Here is a 20,285-nt window from a genome sequence, read left to right on the forward strand (position 1 = left end):
GTATTATGCTGGTGCCAGTTTTACTTGTTTTACTTAACCTCGAGTACCGAGCCGCCAAGAACAAAACGCCATTCGAGATGATTGCCGAACACGTTATCGATTCGAACGCCACCGGTTGCTGCAGAAGCCGTATGGATCATTTTCCCATTCCCCAAATAGATGCCTGTATGAGTGATACTTTCGATCGATTTGTTCTTGTTGCGGTAATTTTGTGGATCGACACCATTGAAGCTTATGAAAAATAGTAAATCCCCGCGCTGCGCGTCATAGATATTGGAGTAGTTTCGATTGGAAAAGGTTTGCACATATAATGCCTGATTACGGGAATCTTTCGGTAAATCCATGCCAAGGGAGGAAAGAAAAGCCCATCTTGTAAAATCCGAGCAGTCAAATGTAGAAGGATCAGAACGATCTGAACCATACTCGTAAGGCGTTCCAAAGTACATAGTCGCTGTCGAGATTACATTCTCCGCATAGCTGCCTTGAGTGGCGGCTATCGAGGGATTGGGTCTCACTTCTACAAGCTGCCCAGCTTCTAACCCATGAATCTTGACGGTTTGATTGTAACTTGTAGAGTTATCCTGGGCACGGTAGCCGCTAATTTCTTGTTCAATATATGCGTCCCCTTTTCTAAGCCACCGATCATGCTCTGTAATAGTATCGTTAAACAGACGTTCATCCATACCTCCGAATTGTGTCGATGCTTCTTTTTGTGCGGCCTTACTATTGCAACCCATCAATATAATCAATAATGCGGCTGCTGCAAGTAACTTTTGTTTAATGCCCATGAGCTTTAGTCCCCTTTTTTAGTTAGAAGAAGATACCCATATATTGCATTAAACGGTTAAGTTCTATTCAGGAAAGATGTATCAGGACAAAAAAGAAAAGCTTCTGATCGAAGCCCTTTCGAGGAAGATACATTCGTGTCTTAGTTGTAGCTTTTCTTGCAATATCAGACTTCTTCAGCTCCGCTGAAAACTTATGAAGTCTGATATTATAAGAAAAGCCCCGGCAAGGCCGCGGGCTCTTTGAGCTTGTATAATGTTGGTCTTAATTATTGTTTTAGTACAGTAACATCGGCAGATACTTGTGTACCTTTGGAAGTTATTGCGGTTATAGTAAATTTAGTTACATTTCCATTAACATGAACGGTTCCATTGGGGTCAATCATGACAGTACCTACAGCTCCGCTATTCGGATCTCCAACGATATCCTGTGGAATAACAACAATGCCGAGTGCGGTATTATAGGTGGAAAGCTCTGCTCCCTCATATTCGCTGCCATAATTATCGGTAACTATCATGTCCATCTTCTCAAAAGCGTTGAATTGGGCAGAATACACACCATTGGTAACAGTTACGTACTGAATAAAAGCTGAATCTCTTGCTTTAATGGATTCAGCAACCGAATAATCGCTTTTTACATGGACAGGAATGGTAACTTGCTTGAAGTTGCCGTCAAGGGTCGAATAAACAATGTTTATTGTAGCCGTTCCAACTTTATTACCTAAAATATAACCCTTGTGTTCAGACGAAACGGCTGCTTTTACGATAGATGGGTTCGATGAGGTAATCGATTGAATAATACCAGGCGCAGATACCTCTTCGCCGGATGCCTTGTTCACTGTAAATACTATTTCTTTGGCGAATTTACTGATGGTTGGGTCTTCGGCTTCTGTTTTCGAAAGTCCTGTAGTTGATTCTGCTATCCCGCTATCAATAACGTTGCTTAATTCATAGGACTCGGGCAGCGTAAAACGCAGGTCGCCTGTTGCAGCTGTTGTACCGACTGTAAGAGTACCGGATGCTGTTAGGATAGATGAGCTATCCAGACCGCCTAAAGTTACTGTATAAGTTCCTGTAGAAAGCTTCGTATCGGACGATAAGGCTAATGAGGCTGATTTCTTATCGCTGGACCATGTAGTAGTAACCGGAATGTCTGTACCGTTTTTGCTCAGAGACAAAGTAGCTTTGGAAGTGTCAACCTCCTTATCCAACGTTACTTGCACGGTTTGATCTCCCGATGCCTGAACAGTGGATACGGATACCGGAGACTGCTGCGTAGGGGAAGATGGCAAGGAAGCATAGGCTCCTACTGCCAAATCAGCCCGTGTTGCGTCGCTGTCACCTTTTTTATCCAATGGATGGATGCTTAATTCAGTCGCTTGTTTAACTGCATCGGCATACCATGGACTTGCAGATGTGTTGACTTTATGGCCTAGTCCTTTTAGCAGCACGGTATCTAATTGTCCTACGGTAACCTTATCGCCGGGAGCGAAGGTCGTATCCGTCATACCATCAATTAAACCCGCTTTCTTAGCGGCTTCAATATACGGAATTGCCCACCCGTTCGCTGGATCCGTGGCAAGAACGTCAGTGAAGCTGGAAGTTTGAATGGAAGTATCAACCTTGAGACCAAACACCAGGGAAGCGACCTTCGCGAATTGGGCTCTCGTCATGTTTTGCGAGATACCAAAAGTATCACTGGAGACGCCTTCGAAAATACCTTTCGACAGAAGGGTATCGATTTTGCTTTTCAAACCAGCGTCAATACTTGTTAAATCTTTATAATCAGAAGTGGTTTTTACATTTTCGGCCAATGCTGTGGAAGCAAGCATAGAGAAAGCTACAGCTGCGGTTGCGATAAGGGTGAAACTTTTTTTCATAGCTTTGTTCCTCCAAATATTTTTAATAGTAGTCCATCTATCAAACTTAATCATACTACTAGTGGATAGTAATTGCTAATTTAGCAGGTATGCAAATGTTGGGCAGGCAGGGAGGAGACAGCTATGATCTCACAGAATGTAATAATGGAATTAGGAGATAAGATATCGAGGAGAGTATATTATGGAAATTCGAACATTGCATGCAGATGAACAACTTCCAATGGAATTGCTTTTATTAGCAGATCCTTCCCGGAAGCTTGTCGAGGAATATGTACAAAGGGGCCAATGTATGGTGGCGGTTGCGGATAACGTAATAATAGGTGTCTACGTACTGCTGCCAACAAGGCCTGAAACAGTAGAGATAGTTAATATAGCAGTTGATGAAAGGCATCAAGGCAAGGGGATAGGAAGACAGTTGGTTCATCATGCCATTGCAAATGCAAAGCTTCTCGGATTTAAAACGATTGAAATTGGAACCGGGAATTCAAGTGTAGGACAACTGGCTCTCTATCAGAAATGCGGCTTCAGAATTATTGGAGTTGATAGGGACTTTTTTATTCGACATTATGAGGAAGAGATTTTTGAGAATGGAATACAGGTTGTAGATATGATTCGTCTATCGCAGGATTTACTGGTAAAATAAACTAGTGAAAAATCATAGAAGGAGAATTGAATATGAAACAGCTAAAACTAGGTATGGTCGGCAGCGGGGATATTAGCAACCGCTTTTTTGAGCAAGCGGCGAAGCTGGATAATGTCACGTTTGTGGCCACATGTGCGAGACGCTTGGAGAATGCCAAAATCAAGGCTGAAACGTATAAGATAGCACGCTGGTATGATGATTATATTCAAATGATGGATAACGAAGAGCTGGATGCAGTCGTCGTTACCACTCCTCATTCCGTACATGCTGAAGTTGTGTTGGCCGCCCTGGAAAGAGGACTTCATGTGCTCAATGAAAAACCTATGGCTACGAGCTTTGATGACTGCAAAAAAATGGTCGAGCTTGCAGAGCGGAATAATAAAATTTTCATGAGCCTTCCCTATGATTTAAACCCGGCCTTTACTACGGCGCTTGAGTATATAAAAGAGGAAGTAATCGGTAAAATAACCGGAGCTGAGGCGCAGCTTAACATTCCCGGCCCGGGTAGGGATAATTGGTACTACAACCGGGAAATTTCCCATGGAGGAGCAATCCTGGATTGCATGGTATATCCGATAAGCCGATTAATTTCACTGCTTGGTCCCGCTAAGAGCGTCACGGCGGAGGTTAATACTTTGATTCCGAATCGAATTGTCAGGGGCGGCAAGGAAATACATAGCGATGTGGACGATAATGTTACAGTGATTGTGGAATTTGCAGGAGGCCAGCATGCGGTATTCCGCACATTGTGGGCTACCTCGTTTAATCAGAACAATACGATCATTTATGGTCGCAAGGGTACTGTAGCTATTAACGATTGTGGGCTTCCTCTAGTCGTTCATTCTCCTAACGCACCGATTCCTGATGCAGAAGAAGTAACTTGGCGTGGTGTAAAAGAATGCTATTTACCAAAGCTGCTGCCTTCTGCCAGCTCCGAGCAAGATATCATGAGTCATTTCGTTCATTGCTTGAGAACCGGTGAGCAGCCGAAGCAGTCAGGCCGGTTGCAGCTGCATGTCCATGAAATTATGTTCGCCGCTTATAAGTCCGCAGAAACCGGTCAGCGCTGCATGTTAACTACTACCTTCGAGCCTTGGCATAAGCTGGACACGGGAATATTTGATACAAAGAGCCAGTTTATTTAATTAATCATGCAGGAGTTCAGTAATTGGAGCTCCTGTTTTTGTTGGTTGGAGACGTTATAAAAAGATGTTTGAAATAAAAAAGAGCCTGCTGTAAACTGGGTCTTGAATCTGCAAGAAGGGGCCTGAACTTATGAAGATGATACTTTTTATACTATTGCTGCTCATGTACCCGCTGTTTTTACACTGGATCAAGATTTCCGATCTCCGGGTTATTCCTTTGGTGATCCCTTATGCGCTCGGGGTTTTGTCGATCACGATTATGCTGACTGGAATTGCTGAGTATGTTGCAGGCAAATTTAAGAATAAATCGGATAAACAATAAAACAGCGTTGAAATTTTGGGACGGTAGGTTTACAATATATAGCATAAGCGTTTTGCAATGTCGTCAACTGTTTTATAATGTAGAACAAAATAAGAATCTGCGGAAGGAGATGCATGAATTTGTCAAATCCAAACTCCAGTACAGTTAATAATCCAAAGCAAGATTTAGTAGACTTGACGATTCCCGCTACTATGAAAGCAGCCGTAATGACAGAGCCCCTGAAAATTTCAGTGGTCGAGCTGCCGGTTCCAGCACTCGAACCTGACGAGGTATTGGTTAAGGTCATGGCTGTAGGTGTGTGCGGCTCCGATATCCATTATTATGAGCATGGCCGAATCGGACCATATATTGTTAAGAAACCGATTATACTCGGACATGAATGTGCGGGGATAGTCGTTGCATGCGGTGAGAAAGCGAACCGCTTCATCCCGGGAGATCGGGTTGCCATTGAGCCGGGAGTTACTTGCGGTCGTTGTGATGCCTGCAGACAAGGTAGGTATAATTTATGCCCGGACGTACAATTCCTTGCAACACCTCCGGTTGACGGAGCTTTCGTTCAATATATTGCTCATCGCGAAGATTTTCTGTTTCCTATTCCCGATCATCTCTCCTTCGAGGAAGCAGCTTTGAATGAGCCGTTTTCCGTAGGTATTCATGCTTTGAAGCGGGCGGGCTTCCAGCCTGGTCAGACAGTAGCGATTATTGGCATGGGACCGGTAGGGCTGATGGCAGTTGCCGCGGCCAAATCATTCGGTGCAAGTCGAATTGTTGTAAGCGATGTTGAAGTGAATCGTTTGAAAGCGGCTACATTACTAGGGGCGACTGATACTGTATTGGCAGGCGAGGAGGCTTCAGCGGAAATCATCCGCTTGACGAATGGTCTTGGAGTGGACGTTGCGTTAGAGACGGCAGGGCATCCAAGAGCGTTGAAAACCGCATTGAGCTCGCTGCGTCGTGGAGGCAAGCTCTCTATTGTAGGCCTTCCTCCTGTTGATGAGGTTGGTATGCAGGTTCCTTTCATATGTGATAACGAGATTGATATTTACGGTATTTTCCGCTATGCCAATACATACCCGCAGGGGATTCAATTCCTGTCATCGGGCTTATTGGATATCCAGCCAATGATCACGGACCGTTATCCATTAGAGCAAACACAGGAAGCAATGGAAAGAGCGCGGACGAACAAGGCGGGAAGTCTGAAGGTCATGGTTTATCCCAACCCCATAGCTTAAGGAGCCGATATGCCGATCATACAATCATTGGACCGTGCTTTGAACATATTGGATTTATTCGATGAGCATACGAAGGAATTGAAAATTACCGAAATCAGTACCCGTATTGGACTGCATAAAAGCACCGTGCATTCTTTGCTCAAAACGCTGCAAATGCACGGCTATATCGATCAGGATGCGGAAAGCGGCAAATACAGGCTTGGTTTGAAGCTTCTAGAGAAGGGCCACCTGCTGCTGCAAGGAATGGATATACGCGAGACAGCCCGTAAGCATTTGGTCTCACTATCCAAGCAAACCGGGCAAACGACGCATCTGGTCATTTTGGATGGTAAGGACGGCGTTTATCTCGATAAGGTGGATGGGGATAAAGCAGCCATACGCTACTCCCGAATCGGACGCAGAGTGCCTTTGCATAGCAGTGCAACAGGTAAAGCATTAATTGCCTTCCGCACCTCCGACGAAATAGAGCAATTGCTGAATGGCTACCGCTATATCCAACAAACGGCGTTTACGGTTACGGATAGAGAAAAGTTCGTCCTTGAACTGGCCGATATTCGACTTCAAGGTTATGCGATAGACAATCAAGAGAACGAGCCTGGAGTTCGCTGCGCCTCGGTTCCAATCTTCAATCATGCCGGAGATGTAGCCGCAGCGATGAGTATCTCTACGATGATCGCCGTTGTGGATGACGAGCAATTTCAACATTGCATTCAATTATTAATATATGAGGCTGCTCAAATTTCTCAGCTGCTAGGATATAAATCATGATGAGACAGTCAATTTCCATGTGGTTTTTCTAAAACTTACTATAGAACATTTATCCACTATGAGAGGATGTTTGAGCATGAGGATTATTCGTTATAAGACAGCGGCTTCCCAGATCGTATTGGCCGCATTGACCGAGGAAGGCAAGCTTACTGAGCTGCCGCAGCAGGATTTTTTAAGCGTGGTAAAGCAGGCCCAGGAAGAAGGAAAGACTGTGCTGCAGTACGTACAATCCATCTCAGCTTCGAAGGAAGGCTTGCCTTTCTCTATGGAGAAGCTGGATCTGCTAACTCCTATTGAAGCGCCTGAGGTTTGGGCAGCGGGAGTTACCTACGAGAAAAGCCGTGAAGCCCGAAACTACGAAGCAACGGGTGGAAAGCTGGATGCGAGCACATTTTACGATAAAGTATATGATGCCGTTCGACCTGAAATATTTTTTAAGTCTACAGCAGCTCGTACAGTGGGGCCTGGACAAGGCGTGCAGCTTAGAAGCGATTCCGAGTGGCAAATTCCTGAGCCGGAGCTTGCGTTAGTGCTGGACAGCAGCGGTACGATCTTAGGGTATACGATTGGCAACGACATGAGCTGCCGCGATATCGAAGGGGAAAACCCGCTGTATTTGCCTCAGGCGAAGATGTGGAAGCGCTCTTGCTCCATCGGACCGGCTATTTTGTTGGCTGAGGCTGTGGAGAATCCTTATGATTTTCAAATCTCATGCCGAATTTTCCGTGATGGAGAGAAGGTTGTAGAAGGCTCGGCAAGCACTGGGCAGCTGAAGCGGAAGCTGGATGAGCTGGTTTCTTTCTTGAAGCGGGATAATGAGCTTTTTGAAGGGACTGTGCTGCTCACAGGAACCTGCATCGTGCCACCTAATGAATTCACGCTTGCAGGCGGGGATAGGGTTGACATCGAGATCAGTGGAATCGGTGTGTTATCCAATCCGGTTCTTGCTGCACAATAAAAGTTAATTTTTCATGGATGCAAAAGAATAGCAGCTGCGATGCCAGTTTATTGGCTGGCTTCAACAACTTTAAGGAGGAATAAACATGTCTACAGCAGTCAACGCGCCAACGTATCAAAACTATATTAATGGGGAGTGGAGCGCTTCGGTCAGCGGTCAAACCGTTTCAAGCATCAGCCCTGCAAATAAAAATGAAGTGGTTGGTTACATCCAGCTATCCACACCCGAGGATCTTGACCGTGCCGTACAAAGCGCCAAGCATGCACAAAAAGCTTGGAGAAAGCTCGCTGGTTCAGCAAGAGGAGAGTTTCTATACAAGGCTGCCAATGTTATGGAGAAGCGGTTGAATGAAATCGCCGAAACGATGACACGCGAGATGGGGAAAACTTTGCCTGAAGCAAAAGGCGAAACAGCGAGAGGCATTGCCATCCTGCGTTATTATGCCGGTGAAGGCATGCGCAAAGTCGGCGACGTGATTCCTTCAACAGATGCCGATGCTCTTATGTTCACAACCCGCGTACCGCTTGGCGTAGTCGGTGTAATTGCGCCTTGGAATTTCCCGGTAGCTATTCCGATTTGGAAAATGGCCCCAGCCTTGATTTACGGCAATAGCGTCGTGCTTAAGCCTGCACAGGAAACTGCAGTCACAGCTGCTAAAGTTATCGAATGCTTCGCAGAAGCAGGTTTCCCGGCTGGTGTCATCAATTTAATTACAGGCAAAGGTTCTGTAATCGGACAAGGGCTAGCTGAGCATTCGGACGTGAGCGGTATTACCTTTACAGGCTCCAATCAAGTCGGTAAACAGGTGGGTCAAGCTTGCTTGGCAAGAGGCGCTAAATATCAGCTGGAGATGGGCGGCAAAAACCCGGTTATCGTTGCAGCGGACGCCGATCTTGATTTGGCTGTAGATGGAACAATCAGTGGAGGACTCCGTTCGACAGGCCAGAAATGTACTGCGACCAGCCGTGTTATTGTACTTAGCGAAGTATATGATGAATTCAGAGAAAAGCTGATGGCGAAGGTTCGTACTATTAAAGTGGGCAACGGGCTTGAAGGTGATACCTGGATGGGGCCATGCGCTAATGAAAACCAGCTTGAAACCGTACTTTCTTATATTCAAAAAGGAATTGAAGAAGGAGCCGAATTATTGCATGGTGGCGGACGTCCTGAAGATCCGGCATTAGCTGATGGTTTCTTTGTAACGCCGACCGTATTCGATAATGTCACTTCTTCGATGACCATTTCTAAGGAAGAAATTTTTGGACCTGTGCTGGCTCTAATCAAAGTCGACACTATTGAACAGGCGATTGAAGCAGCCAATGAAGTCGAATTTGGGCTGAGCGCTTCCATCTATACGGCAAGCATTAGCAATCTGCTTTCCTTCATTCAGGACATGGATGCCGGTCTTGTTAGAGTGAATGCGGAAACTGCCGGTGTGGAGCTTCAGGCTCCGTTCGGTGGAATGAAGCAGTCGAGCTCGCATTCACGTGAACAAGGGCAAGCTGCAATCGAGTTTTTCACAGCAATTAAGACGGTGTTTGTAAAAGCATAACATACAGCATGAATTTGCGGTCACATTTACGTTCTCTTTTACGTGATGTGACCGTAGTTGTATAAAAGGACGAAGGAAAGGTGTGGATTGCGGATGACAGAGTCGTTACACGGAATTATGGGTGCTTCGCAGGATGGCTTATATGAGATTCGAACGAAAGCTCCGGGCCCGGCAGGCTCTTTGCCTCTAACTCGTGATATGCTTCTGAATGCTCCAAGCGGGGAGTTGTTCGGTCTCTCGCAAAACGTTGGAATGGGCTGGTCTCCTGAGCGTCTTGGGGGTAAGCAGTACCTGATTCTAAGCACACAGGGAGGTATTCGCCGAGAGGACGGGACTCCAGTCGCTTTGGGTTATCACACAGGACATTGGGAGGTTGGCCTGCTCATGCAGGCCGCTGCACTGGAGCTCTCCAGCAGAGGGGGCGTCCCCTTTGCCGGATTCGTAAGCGACCCTTGTGATGGTCGCTCGCAAGGGACCGACGGCATGTTCGATTCCCTGCCGTACCGCAATGATGCAGCCATCGTATTCCGCCGCCTGATCCGATCGCTCCCTACACGCAAAGGCGTGATTGGGGTCGCGACCTGTGATAAGGGGCTGCCTGCGATGATGGTCGCTCTGGCTGCGATGCACGAGCTGCCCTGCATCATTGTTCCCGGCGGGGTTACCCTGCCGCCTGAGCAAGGCGAGGATGCAGGGAAGATCCAAACCATCGGCGCAAGGTATGCAAGCGGCGAGATGACGCTGGAGGAAGCGGCCGATCTCGGTTGTAGAGCCTGTGCGACGCCTGGAGGCGGCTGCCAGTTCCTCGGAACCGCCGCTACGGCACAGGTCGTTGCCGAAGCGATGGGGATGGCGGTTCCGCATTCAGCCCTGGCGCCATCCGGCCAGCCGATGTGGGAGGAAGTAGCCCGGCAATCTGCACGGGCTGTGACCGCCATGGAGGCCAGAGGCCTACGGATGAAGGACATTATTACGGACGGAGCCATCCGCAACGCAATGGTCGTACACGCAGCCTTCGGCGGTTCGACCAACTTGCTGCTGCACATCCCGGCAATCGCACATGCAGCAGGACTTCGTGTGCCGGATGTGCAGGATTGGACCGAGGTGAATCGCCGCGTTCCCCGCTTGGTAAGCGTGCTGCCTAACGGCCCGGAGTATCATCCGACAGTCAGGGTGTTTCTGGCTGGAGGCGTGCCGGAGGTTATGCTTCATCTGCGCAGCCTTGGCTTGCTGGACGAAACCGTCCTGACCGTTACGGGCGAAACGCTCGGAACGGTGTTGGACTGGTGGGAAGCAAGCGAGCGCAGACAGAAGGTGCGTGAGCTGCTGGTTCAGTTGGACGGAGTCGATCCGGACGATGTGATCATGAGCCCGGAGAAAGCGAAAAGCCGGGGATTGACGTCCACAGTGACGTTCCCTACCGGCAACATCGCTCCTGAGGGAGCTGTTATTAAATCGACCTCGATTGATCGATCGGTGCTCGATAGCGAGGGCGTCTACCGCCACAGAGGCAAAGCCAAGGTGTTTACTACGGAGAGAACGGCCATTGCCGCTATCAAAACAGGCGGTATTCAGGCCGGCGATATTATGGTGCTAATCGGTCGTGGGCCATCTGGAACAGGAATGGAAGAGACCTATCAGCTGACATCGGCGTTAAAGCATCTTTCCTTCGGCAAGTATGTATCCTTGATTACGGATGCCCGTTTTTCCGGTGTTTCCACAGGCGCTTGCTTTGGGCATGTCGGTCCGGAAGCGCTGGCGGGAGGTCCCATCGGCAAGTTGCGGGATGGCGATTTGATCGACATTGTAGTGGATACGCATAAGCTGGAAGGAACCGTTCATTATATTGGCAGCGAGGATCAGCCGGTCAGTCCTGAAGCAGGGGCTGAGATATTGGCTGCAAGAGAGCCTCATCCCGATATGAAGCCGGACCCGAAGCTGCCGGATGACACTAAGTTGTGGGCAGCGCTCCAATCGGTGAGCGGCGGTACCTGGAAGGGCAGCGTCTACGATGTGGAACGAATTACTGCCGCCCTTGAAGCAGGCAAGAAAGCGTTAGGCTGGTAAGGGAATTATTCATTGATATAACAATGATGGAAAATAGCGTGCAAATGCTGCATTTTACAGCCTGGGATGATCACAGAAATGGTCAACAACAGGTTATAAATCAGACTTGCCACGCTATTTTTAGTTTAATTTTATAAGCTGCAGTTTAATGGGGGAAGGTGGGGGTAGTATGAAAATTAAAACCAAAGGGATCTCAGAAGCTGTCTTGGATATGGAAGAAGATTATTTAGGCAGATTAAATAAGAACCAGATAGAAAAAACTTGAAAAGCCCGTTCCTGATGGTTATGATCTTATTGAACTTATTGATAACTACGCTATAGCAGCAGAAAGAAAGGTAGAGTAACTATGATATTCAGCAAAAATGACAAGCTGGTCATGATTGGCGACTCCATCACGGATACAGAGCGTAAAAGACCTTATGGAGAAGGCCGCGGCGAAGCTACTGGCAAAGGCTATGTGAGCGCTGTTAGCGCTCTCATCAATTCCGTGTATCCTGAATTATCACTGCGTATCATTAATATGGGAATCAGCGGCAACACAGTCCGCAGTCTTAAAGAACGTTGGCAGACCGATGTGATCGATTTGCAGCCGGATTGGGTATCCATAATGATTGGCATCAATGACGTTTGGCGTCAGTACGATCAATCAGTAATCAAAGAAACGCATGTCTATTTGGAGGAATACATAAGGACATTGGATGAGCTTGTAAAATCAACAAAACCTTTGGTGAAGGGTATTATCCTTTTTACTCCTTTTTATATCGAGCCCAATGCCAATGATGCAATGCGGAAGACGATGGATGAATATGGCAGAGCAGTTAAGGAGATAGCGGCCTCCAATCAGACGAGATTTATCGATGTACAGGCGGCTTTTCAACCTGTGCTGGAGCATACCTATCCCGCTGAGCTTGCGTGGGACCGTGTTCACCCTAATATGACCGGGCATATGGTGCTGGCTCGCGCATTTTTGAAAGAAGTAGGCTTCGACTGGAATAAAGAATAGCGCGAAAAAATTCCCATAGCGAGTGGCAGTCTTTTTTTTATCTATCGATTAGGGTATAATACTCACATTACTTAAACGGGAGGTGTTACTGATGGCAATCACAGATTGCCGGATTGGCAAAGCCTCATGCAAAGCCTGATTTGGAGGCGATACTTTGCATGGGCTGGACTAGGATTCATCAACGTCGCCCAAATAAGCATCTATCGTTTCTAATATTGGCTTTGCACCTTATTTTCTTTCCAAAATAAGAATAAGGGGCTGACGTCCATGTGCGAACCATTTATTAGAAACCATCAATATAACTTTATCAAAAACCAGGCAGAATCCGTGCTCAATGCTCTTCGAACGGTCGGCGATCCAAAAATATTGGAGTCCGTACGCTTCAGTGCACAAACTAAGGTGGCGGAGCTGTTTCCCGCCGTCACGGATAACAGGAAAACGATGTTGGATTCGATTTCGGATTTGAAAACTACAGACGATTTTCAAACCTATTTGCAGGCGCTCGAGCCGTATCTGATCGAATTTCCGCAAATTACCGAGAAGCAGATCCGGAAGCTTTTCCCGAAAAACAAGAAGCTGAAGGTGCCCGATCTTGCACAAATCGACCTCCGCTACGTATCCTGCCTGAGTTGGACCGATATATCGACCAATAAAATGTTCATTGTGTATTCTGTAGGCGGACAATTCGTCGGCGTAGAAGGCAGATACACTGCGACTAATAAGAAAGGCTACTGCTTCGTATGCAGCAGATACGAAGAGCTGGCTTTATTTTCGGCGATATCCAAAAAAAGACCGGCAAATGCTTCGCCTGACTATTACAAGTCGGTCGGCAACTATTTATGCATGAACGGCCATGAGTGCAATAAGAACATGACCGATGTTACTTCTTTGGAAAAATTCATCGACTCGGTTCAAGGCTAGGCTCGGGAACACAACTCAAGTCAAGGGGCGGCTCTGGCTGCCTCTTTTTTCACAGCTGCCGAGTCGGGGATCCCGAAAGCTCCAGACACGGTGGCTATATAAGAATCAAAAAGAAAAGAAATGAAATAGACCGCCCTGGGATTGAAGGGGGTCTTTACTATTTTATGCACACCAAATTTTAGCTCAAATGAAACTTATGTTTTTTTGTGCGACTATTATTAGTAGAGTTTAGTTGCTATGTATACAAGTACACAAGTATAATGACTAAGTAATGAGCTTTATAAGGAAGCGGGTGAACTTATGAAATTTATCAACCTACAATCGACTCGGCAAACCTTGGGTGAAAGAGCTTATGAATCGATTCGGGACGCCATAATCTCGCTTCAGTTTGAACCGGGGCAAATGATTTATGAAAATGAATTGGCCGCGTCGCTTGGAGTCAGCAGGACTCCCATTCGAGAAGCATTTCGTATGCTGCTGTCGGAGGAGCTAATCGAGATTTTGCCGCAAAAGGGAGCGAAGGTGACCTTAATCTCTGAAACGAAGGTGGAGGAGACACGTTTTGTGCGAGAAAGCTTGGAAGCTGCCGCATTCCAGATCGTGGCGCGCAAATGGGTACAGGATGAAGAGCCCTACATAAGCAGCGGAAAGCAAATTGATCTCCTTATTGATCAGCAGGAAACTGCTGCCCAGAATGATGATGCGGCTTCATTTCTGCAGCTGGATGAGACGTTTCACCACCATATTCTGGAGCTTAGCGGTAATCAGACCTTGTTGACGGTGGTCAATCATATGCGAGGTCATTTAAACCGGCTGCGTTATTTGACACTTAGGCAGTTGAACAACATGCATGAGCTAACGGATCAGCATAGGCGCATATGGGCGGCCGTCCAAGCAAATGATGAACAGCAAGCCAGTGATCTGCTGCGTATGCATTTAAGCCGATTGCCAGGAGAAATGGCCTCCTTAAAAGGTCAGTTTGACACATATTTTAGTTGACCAGAAGGTTCGAGCACAAGGAACAAACCAAGCAGGCCGTGAAGCAGCTTCCGGCCTCTTTGGTTTGTTCTGAGATAACGGCGGCTCCTTATGGTATGAATGAAAGCGTGTTTCGGAGAACGAATTAATCAAGGAGAAGGAATGTCCCGAAGTGTTATCCGAAATACTGCATGAATGGAGGCAGGTAGTCCAATAAATTAGTATTGAAGCTGTTTGCGGGCTCCCAGAAGCTTGATGTAGTCCTTATACATGACGAATCGGTGTCAGTGTTCGAACGGCAAAGTTGGTAGACACTGTAAACGGTAATTCGAAATCATTTTTATGTAAGGAGAGCCCGCTATTTGAACCCTCATTCAGGGTAAGTTCCTCGTTAATAAGGGCGTCAAACTCATCTCTCCAATTCTTTATCGTCTTCTCGCTTACTTTTCAATTTTGTATCCAATGCCCCATACCACCTTCAAATATTTTGTGGCCTGAATACCGTCCATCCTGGGCTTCATAGTGTCCAGCAGGTTCAGATGAATGTCGTACTGCTCGAGTACATTCAGTGCTTCAAGACCGTTGCTTGCGGTAATACATCAAATTTATTTCGATTCGAAACCATTGCCTGTTCCCAAAAACCTGCATCTATACAGCCTTTGGGCCGGTATATCCGAAGGCTCATTGAATTGATGCAAATGTGCATTTATTTTTTCATTCTTAGCTGAACCGGAGCGTTTTTCATGAAAATGGATGTACTTTTGCAGGTATGTTCTCTCTACAGCAATTTCGCTAGAAAATAACTGCATGTTTGCAGGATTTTGTGAGGAATGGTGGCGGTCGGAAGAAGGTCAAGTACTGATTTTGAGGTTGAGCCAAAATTCTTACAAATCTTTTAAAATATAATTGGTGTCACAAGTTATGCCTCCCACCACTGTAAAGTAGCTGTGGATGAAAGCAAGCCGGCAACCGTGAGAGCGGCTGATATCGTTACAGTAATAGATTGACCGGGGGGAACCACGATTCCACCATTATAGGGAATGGATAGCATGCCAGGAGGAAGCGGGAACGAAGATACTGGGGTGCCTCCTGAAGGAGCGGATGTCGATGATTGAATGGTCAATCCGCTTGTATTGGTGCTGGAAAAATTGGTGTTAACGGCAGTAAGAGTCGTTGGAGAGGTTAGAGTTCCTCCTTTTATAATAGCGGCTGTGGCAGTAAAGGAAGATAATAAATTGAGGGCAATGCTGGTACCGCCCACAATACTTGACAGGTACATGGTTATTCCACTCCCAGAACCATTGTTGGCTTGCAGGGTGATTATGACGCTTCCTCCCAGTAAACCAAGACTAGTGGAGTTTATGGCGGTTACAACGAACAGCTTGCCGGTCTGACCCGCACCATTGTCAGGAGGCGCCACAATGGAAGGGGAGCTTAAAGTATTGGTCGACAGGAAATAAACCGGATTATTACTCAAGTTATAAACATTGTTGTTAGGCATATCAATATTCCCACCAAATGATATTTATAGAGCCTGTCAACGCCCCAGTCCCCAGAGTTGCCGTAAAAGTCTGTCCCGCTGGGATGACAAATGCGCCGCCCAAAGCAACCAGGTACATACCAGCGGTAATAGGAAGGGTTATAACGGTGGTAGGCGTTCCGGTGAGTGAGCCGGTATTTTGCTTGGAAGTAATAATGCTTGCGTTCGAGCTCCCAAAGTTTGAGTTGACTGGGACAGGTGTGGTACCACCGGTTATGGTGCCGCCGGAATAAAATAGGAGTGTGGCGGCAGCTGTCGTTCCGCCCATTACTTTGGAGAGATACAATGTCTTACCGCTTCCGGCAGGGTTAGCGGCTTGCAGCAGTAAGCTTTGTCCTGACGAGACACTTACGCCGCCAGTAGTTAATGTGAACAACAGGCTGGATATGGCCGCATTGCCTTCAGGCAGCGTCTCCACACCAGGGTTGGCATACGTATTTGTCATGTTAGTATAGAGCGGAGCGTTAGCATGATTAAAAATTGAATAGTTTGTCATAAAAGTCACCTTCCTCTTGCAGCGAATGCTTCATTACATTATATGAAGTTGTCCTGATCCCGCTTGGATAGATCATAAAAAAGGGTTGAACGAAAAGGGGGAATACAGCAGGTCCTAGTTAAGTTTGCTTTTGAGAACAAGAAGAACTTCATCAAGTAATAATTGTACTCCAGTCAGGTACGTGATAAAATTTGAAACATAAGAACTGTTTATGATCGAAAGAAAATGAGGAAATCCGTTTATGAATAAAGTTGAAGCGGAATTTAGCAATTTAGTGAAAGCGTTTCGAAAGCGCCATATGGGCAAGGGGCCAAGAGAAATTCGGACCACCTTTTGTAAGCATTGGGCAATATGTGAGATGGAGGGAAACCTTTCTCCTGTCGAAAAGTTCATAGCATCCGGAACGGAGGGTAAGCAGGTATTGCGTACAGCCAGAACCGAAATGGTTAAGGACATGTACCGTAAACATCCGCCTGTAGAGATGGAGCAGCTGCTGGGAGCCAAATTTATAGAGCTGTTCGTAGATATTGATCTTGATAAAGATTTCGGGATGTCGATTTTCGTATTCGATCAGGATATTCAAAGTAAATTTTCGTAAGCAGCCTTTTACGCACCAGCTTACTCCATGAACATGCAGGAAACAAACCTTTCATTGCACAAAATGATACATGTGCCGTTGGCACTTGGCAGCGATCCTGCTCAAGACTAACAGCCGCAACAGTCACTTTCATTTGTTGAACGATAACCAACAAACGAGGGCACGCCTGCTGCGGCTTTTTTCGTAGAGACAAGGGCTGATACAATAACAAGCAACAACACTTTTTGGGGAGGGATTAGCATGGGAACAACCAAACATACGGGCCCCATTCGTCTGCCGAAGCAGCTGGACCCGAAGCTGTGGGTCAGCAAAGTTCCATTTGGCTTAGGACAAATTAAGCCTCATCATATTAAAGATACGCTCAAGGTCGCATGGGATAACCGCGACCAGCTGCCATACGCTTACCGCATCCTGACCCAAGGGGTCTGTGATGGCTGCGCGCTTGGCGTGTCCGGTTTGTATGACCGGACGCTGGAAGGGCCGCATCTGTGCACGACGCGGCTGAATGTGCTGCGGCTCAATACGATGCCGCCAATCAAGCCCGAGGTGCTGCACCAGGACATCGCCGCTCTGCGGACGATGGACAGCACCGAGCTGCGCAAGCTCGGCCGGATCCCGTATCCGCTGATCCGGCGCAAGGGTGAAACCCACTTCTCCCGCTTAACGTGGGACGAAGCGCTGGAATTCATCGCGGCCAAGATACGCGCGATTGAACACAAGCAGCTCGCCTTTTACCTCACCGCTCGCGGCATTACTAACGAGTCGTATTACGCCGCTGCCAAGGTAGCTCGACTCCTCGGAACCAATAATATCGACAATGCTTCGAGAATTTGTCATTCGCCATCCAAAACCGCTCTCAAACGCTCCATAGGAATCGGAGCATCGAGCTGTAATTACAAAGATTGGATCGGCACTGATGTGCTTATCTTTTGGGGCAGTGTTGCAGCGAATAACCAGCCGGTGTCGACCAAATATATGTACGCTGCAAAGCGCAAAGGGACGAAAATTATCGTAATCAACCCTTATTACGAGCCTTCCATGGAGAAATATTGGATTCCTTCTATTCCTGAGTCGGCGTTGTTCGGAACCAGGCTGACGGATGACTTCTATCAGGTTAACATTGGCGGAGATATTGCCTTCATGAACGGTGTCATGAAGCACTGGTTTCAAATGGAAGATCGGGTGCGAGGCTCAGCGGTCGATCATGAGTTTATACGTATGCATACCGGAGGCTATGAGGAGCTCAAAGCTCATGTGAAAAAGCAGGAGTGGGAGCTGCTTGAGCGCTCTTCGGGATTGAGCCGTGAGCGGATGCTTGAATTTGCGCAGCTGCTAGCGGGAGCGAAGTCGGCTGTGTTCGTTTGGAGCATGGGCCTGACACAGCATCGCTTTGGCACGGACAATATCTTGCAGGTAGCGAACCTCGCGCTATTGCGTGGCTTTCTCGGCCGCGCTCATTGCGGGCTGATGCCAATCCGCGGACATAGCGGTGTGCAGGGCTCGGGCGAGATGGGAGCCGATCCGTTCAGTCTGCCTGGCGGTGAATTCAAAGGCGAGGATATCGAGCGGATTGAGCGGGCATGGGGCTTTAAGCTGCCCAAGTGGCAAGGAGACATAGTAGGAGTGTCACTTGAAAACGCGGTGCTGCCGGATAGGCATGAGCGCAAGCTCAAGCTATTTTACACATCTGGCGGTAACTTTCTGGAAACGATGCCGGATCCGGCCTTCGTGGAGTATTGTTTGGAAAGCGTAGAGCTACGGGTTCATCAGGACATAGTATTGAACACATCGACACTGGTGGACGCCAAGGAAGCGGTAGTTGTGCTGCCGGCGATGACACGCTATGAACAGCCAGGCGGCGGTACGTCTACTTCCACAGAGAGAATGGTCTACTTCTCGCCTCAAATTGATGGCCCGCGAATAGGGGAAGCCCGGGCGGAATGGGCGATTTATGCAGAGCTTGCCGCCAAGGTCAACCCTGCGTACAAGCGGCTGGTTGCTTTCGAAAGCGCTTCAGATATTCGTAGGGAGATTGCTGTTGCTGCACCTTATTATGAAGGCATTCAACATTTATCTCAACGGGGGGATGTTTTTCAATGGGGCGGGGCTTGGCTGTGCGAGGAAGGAGTATGTCCGACATCGGATGGACGTGGACGGTTCATTCCTATTGAGCAGCCGGAGCTGCGTAAGCCTGAGGGGCATTTCCGGGTAACTACGAGGAGGGGCAAGCAATTCAATTCCATGATATATAGTGATGTCGACCCTTTTAACGGTGCTGACCGCTACGATGTACTGCTGAATCCTGATGATGCTAAATCGTTGGGATTAAGAGAGGGAGATGCCATCGTCGTGTACAATCAACACGGTATGCTGCATGGAAGGGCTAAGCCGGTGAGAGTTCAGAAGGGAAATATTGAAGTTCACTGGCCGGAGGGCAACTCATTGATACCCAAAAGAGTGTATGAACCGCATGCAGGTATTCCTGAATATAATACAACAGCTATCGTAGAGAAAGCGGAAACGTTCCATGCCTTCAAAGATACGAAGTATGTGGAGAAGCGGATCGCGGAATTGGAAACGGAAGTGGAGTGATCGCCAATGGATAAACCTGTCACGGTAATATGGCCGATTACCAAATATGTCGCAGGTGAATTACAGCAGCTTAAGGATGAGGTCGTGACTGAATTCCCGCTTACAATTAAGCTGGACCGGGAAGAGTTTGCAACCATTGTATGCACCCCGACAGATTTGGAGGATATGGTGATAGGCTTTCTTGCCTCTGAGGGGATTATCCGATCGCTTTCAGAGCTGCATTGTTTAAGCATAGACGATAGCAGGGGGATAGCCGAAGTGGAGCTGGTCAATAAGCAGAGCACCGCCAAGGACTGGGTGAACAAGCGGTTTATCGGCTCTTGCTGCGGTAAAAGCAGACAGTTTTATTATCATAACGATGCTCGTACAGCCAAAACCATTCCTGTAGGAAGCGCTATGGTAACTGCTGAGCAGTGCTTGGAGCTGATGCGTCAGCTTCAGCAGGCTTCTCCTGAGTTTCAGAGTACGGGAGGGGTCCATAATGCGGCATTATGTGATAATGAAGGGATGCTGACTACACGAACAGACATTGGCAGACATAACGCTTTGGACAAAATCTATGGCTACTGCATTCGTAAACATATCCCGTTAAAAGGAAAAATAATTACTTTCAGCGGCAGAGTATCCTCGGAGGTTCTGTTAAAAATAGCTAAAATCGGAGCGGGGATCATACTTTCCAAATCTGCTCCGACTCAGCTTGCGCTGCAGCTTGCCGATGAACTGGGCATTACTGTGGTTGGTTTCATTCGCGGCCAAAGTTTCAATATATACACCCACCCTGAGCGGATACATGGATAAGGGGAAA

General features: G+C 47.4%; 18 protein-coding genes. 14 read left to right on the forward strand and 4 right to left on the reverse strand.

From position 1 onward, the window contains the following. Positions 1-29: 29 nt before the first annotated feature. Positions 30-788 carry a C40 family peptidase gene (locus NV381_RS07265; RefSeq protein WP_258212603.1) on the reverse strand — a complete coding sequence of 253 codons (759 nt, stop codon included), beginning with the start codon at positions 786-788 and terminating at the stop codon, positions 30-32. A 266-nt stretch (positions 789-1,054) separates the two neighbouring features. Then, entirely contained in the window at positions 1,055-2,665 is a 1,611-nt protein-coding gene (locus NV381_RS07270; RefSeq protein WP_258212604.1) for an S-layer homology domain-containing protein, read from the reverse strand. Positions 2,666-2,846: 181 nt separating this feature from the next. Between NV381_RS07270 and NV381_RS07275 the strand changes: the two genes are divergently transcribed. The 11 genes from NV381_RS07275 to NV381_RS07325 all read left to right on the forward strand — a co-directional run bounded on the left by NV381_RS07275 (position 2,847) and on the right by NV381_RS07325 (position 14,275). After that, positions 2,847-3,308 carry a GNAT family N-acetyltransferase gene (locus NV381_RS07275; protein WP_258212605.1) on the forward strand — a complete coding sequence of 154 codons (462 nt, stop codon included), beginning with the start codon at positions 2,847-2,849 and terminating at the stop codon, positions 3,306-3,308. A gap of 32 nt (positions 3,309-3,340) precedes the next feature. Then, positions 3,341-4,453: a Gfo/Idh/MocA family protein gene (locus tag NV381_RS07280; RefSeq protein ID WP_258212606.1), complete on the forward strand. Its 1,113-nt coding sequence runs from the start codon at positions 3,341-3,343 to the stop codon at positions 4,451-4,453. A gap of 130 nt (positions 4,454-4,583) precedes the next feature. After that, entirely contained in the window at positions 4,584-4,775 is a 192-nt protein-coding gene (locus tag NV381_RS07285; protein ID WP_258212607.1) for a hypothetical protein, read from the forward strand. Positions 4,776-4,966: 191 nt separating this feature from the next. Continuing rightward, positions 4,967-6,007, forward strand: coding sequence for an NAD(P)-dependent alcohol dehydrogenase (locus tag NV381_RS07290; protein WP_258212783.1), 1,041 nt, complete (start codon positions 4,967-4,969; stop codon positions 6,005-6,007). A gap of 9 nt (positions 6,008-6,016) precedes the next feature. Further along, on the forward strand, positions 6,017-6,775 hold the full coding sequence (locus tag NV381_RS07295; RefSeq protein ID WP_258212608.1) for an IclR family transcriptional regulator: 759 nt from the start codon (positions 6,017-6,019) through the stop codon (positions 6,773-6,775). A gap of 76 nt (positions 6,776-6,851) precedes the next feature. Next, a complete protein-coding gene (locus tag NV381_RS07300; RefSeq protein WP_258212609.1) occupies positions 6,852-7,733 on the forward strand; it encodes a fumarylacetoacetate hydrolase family protein in 882 nt (293 codons plus the stop codon). Positions 7,734-7,818: 85 nt separating this feature from the next. Beyond that, a complete protein-coding gene (gucD, locus tag NV381_RS07305; protein ID WP_258212610.1) occupies positions 7,819-9,285 on the forward strand; it encodes an alpha-ketoglutaric semialdehyde dehydrogenase GucD in 1,467 nt (488 codons plus the stop codon). A gap of 93 nt (positions 9,286-9,378) precedes the next feature. Further along, positions 9,379-11,352: a YjhG/YagF family D-xylonate dehydratase gene (locus NV381_RS07310; RefSeq protein WP_258212611.1), complete on the forward strand. Its 1,974-nt coding sequence runs from the start codon at positions 9,379-9,381 to the stop codon at positions 11,350-11,352. A 346-nt stretch (positions 11,353-11,698) separates the two neighbouring features. Next, positions 11,699-12,355, forward strand: coding sequence for an SGNH/GDSL hydrolase family protein (locus tag NV381_RS07315; RefSeq protein ID WP_258212612.1), 657 nt, complete (start codon positions 11,699-11,701; stop codon positions 12,353-12,355). A gap of 267 nt (positions 12,356-12,622) precedes the next feature. Continuing rightward, positions 12,623-13,276, forward strand: a complete 654-nt coding sequence (locus NV381_RS07320; protein WP_258212613.1) for a FusB/FusC family EF-G-binding protein — start codon at positions 12,623-12,625, stop codon at positions 13,274-13,276. Between the two features lie 300 nt (positions 13,277-13,576). Continuing rightward, on the forward strand, positions 13,577-14,275 hold the full coding sequence (locus NV381_RS07325; protein WP_258212614.1) for a GntR family transcriptional regulator: 699 nt from the start codon (positions 13,577-13,579) through the stop codon (positions 14,273-14,275). An 898-nt stretch (positions 14,276-15,173) separates the two neighbouring features. Here the strand turns inward: NV381_RS07325 and NV381_RS07335 are convergent. Together NV381_RS07335 and NV381_RS07340 are read right to left on the reverse strand one after the other, a co-directional pair. Beyond that, positions 15,174-15,755, reverse strand: coding sequence for a hypothetical protein (locus tag NV381_RS07335; RefSeq protein WP_258212615.1), 582 nt, complete (start codon positions 15,753-15,755; stop codon positions 15,174-15,176). A 1-nt stretch (position 15,756) separates the two neighbouring features. Then, positions 15,757-16,290, reverse strand: coding sequence for a hypothetical protein (locus tag NV381_RS07340; protein ID WP_258212616.1), 534 nt, complete (start codon positions 16,288-16,290; stop codon positions 15,757-15,759). Between the two features lie 241 nt (positions 16,291-16,531). Here NV381_RS07340 and NV381_RS07345 point away from each other — a divergent pair, with 241 nt between their 5' ends. The 3 genes from NV381_RS07345 (at position 16,532) to fdhD (ending at position 20,278) form a co-directional block, all read left to right on the forward strand. Continuing rightward, positions 16,532-16,888, forward strand: coding sequence for a DUF2294 domain-containing protein (locus tag NV381_RS07345; protein ID WP_258212617.1), 357 nt, complete (start codon positions 16,532-16,534; stop codon positions 16,886-16,888). Between the two features lie 240 nt (positions 16,889-17,128). Continuing rightward, the gene (locus NV381_RS07350) at positions 17,129-19,480 is read left to right on the forward strand and encodes an FdhF/YdeP family oxidoreductase (RefSeq protein WP_258212618.1); all 2,352 of its coding nucleotides are present in this window, start codon (positions 17,129-17,131) and stop codon (positions 19,478-19,480) included. A gap of 6 nt (positions 19,481-19,486) precedes the next feature. After that, on the forward strand, positions 19,487-20,278 hold the full coding sequence (gene fdhD / locus NV381_RS07355; RefSeq protein ID WP_258212619.1) for a formate dehydrogenase accessory sulfurtransferase FdhD: 792 nt from the start codon (positions 19,487-19,489) through the stop codon (positions 20,276-20,278). Positions 20,279-20,285 lie beyond the last annotated feature (7 nt).

It is taken from the genome of Paenibacillus radicis (ex Xue et al. 2023) (genome assembly GCF_024722015.1).
GTDB lineage: Bacteria > Bacillota > Bacilli > Paenibacillales > NBRC-103111 > Paenibacillus_S.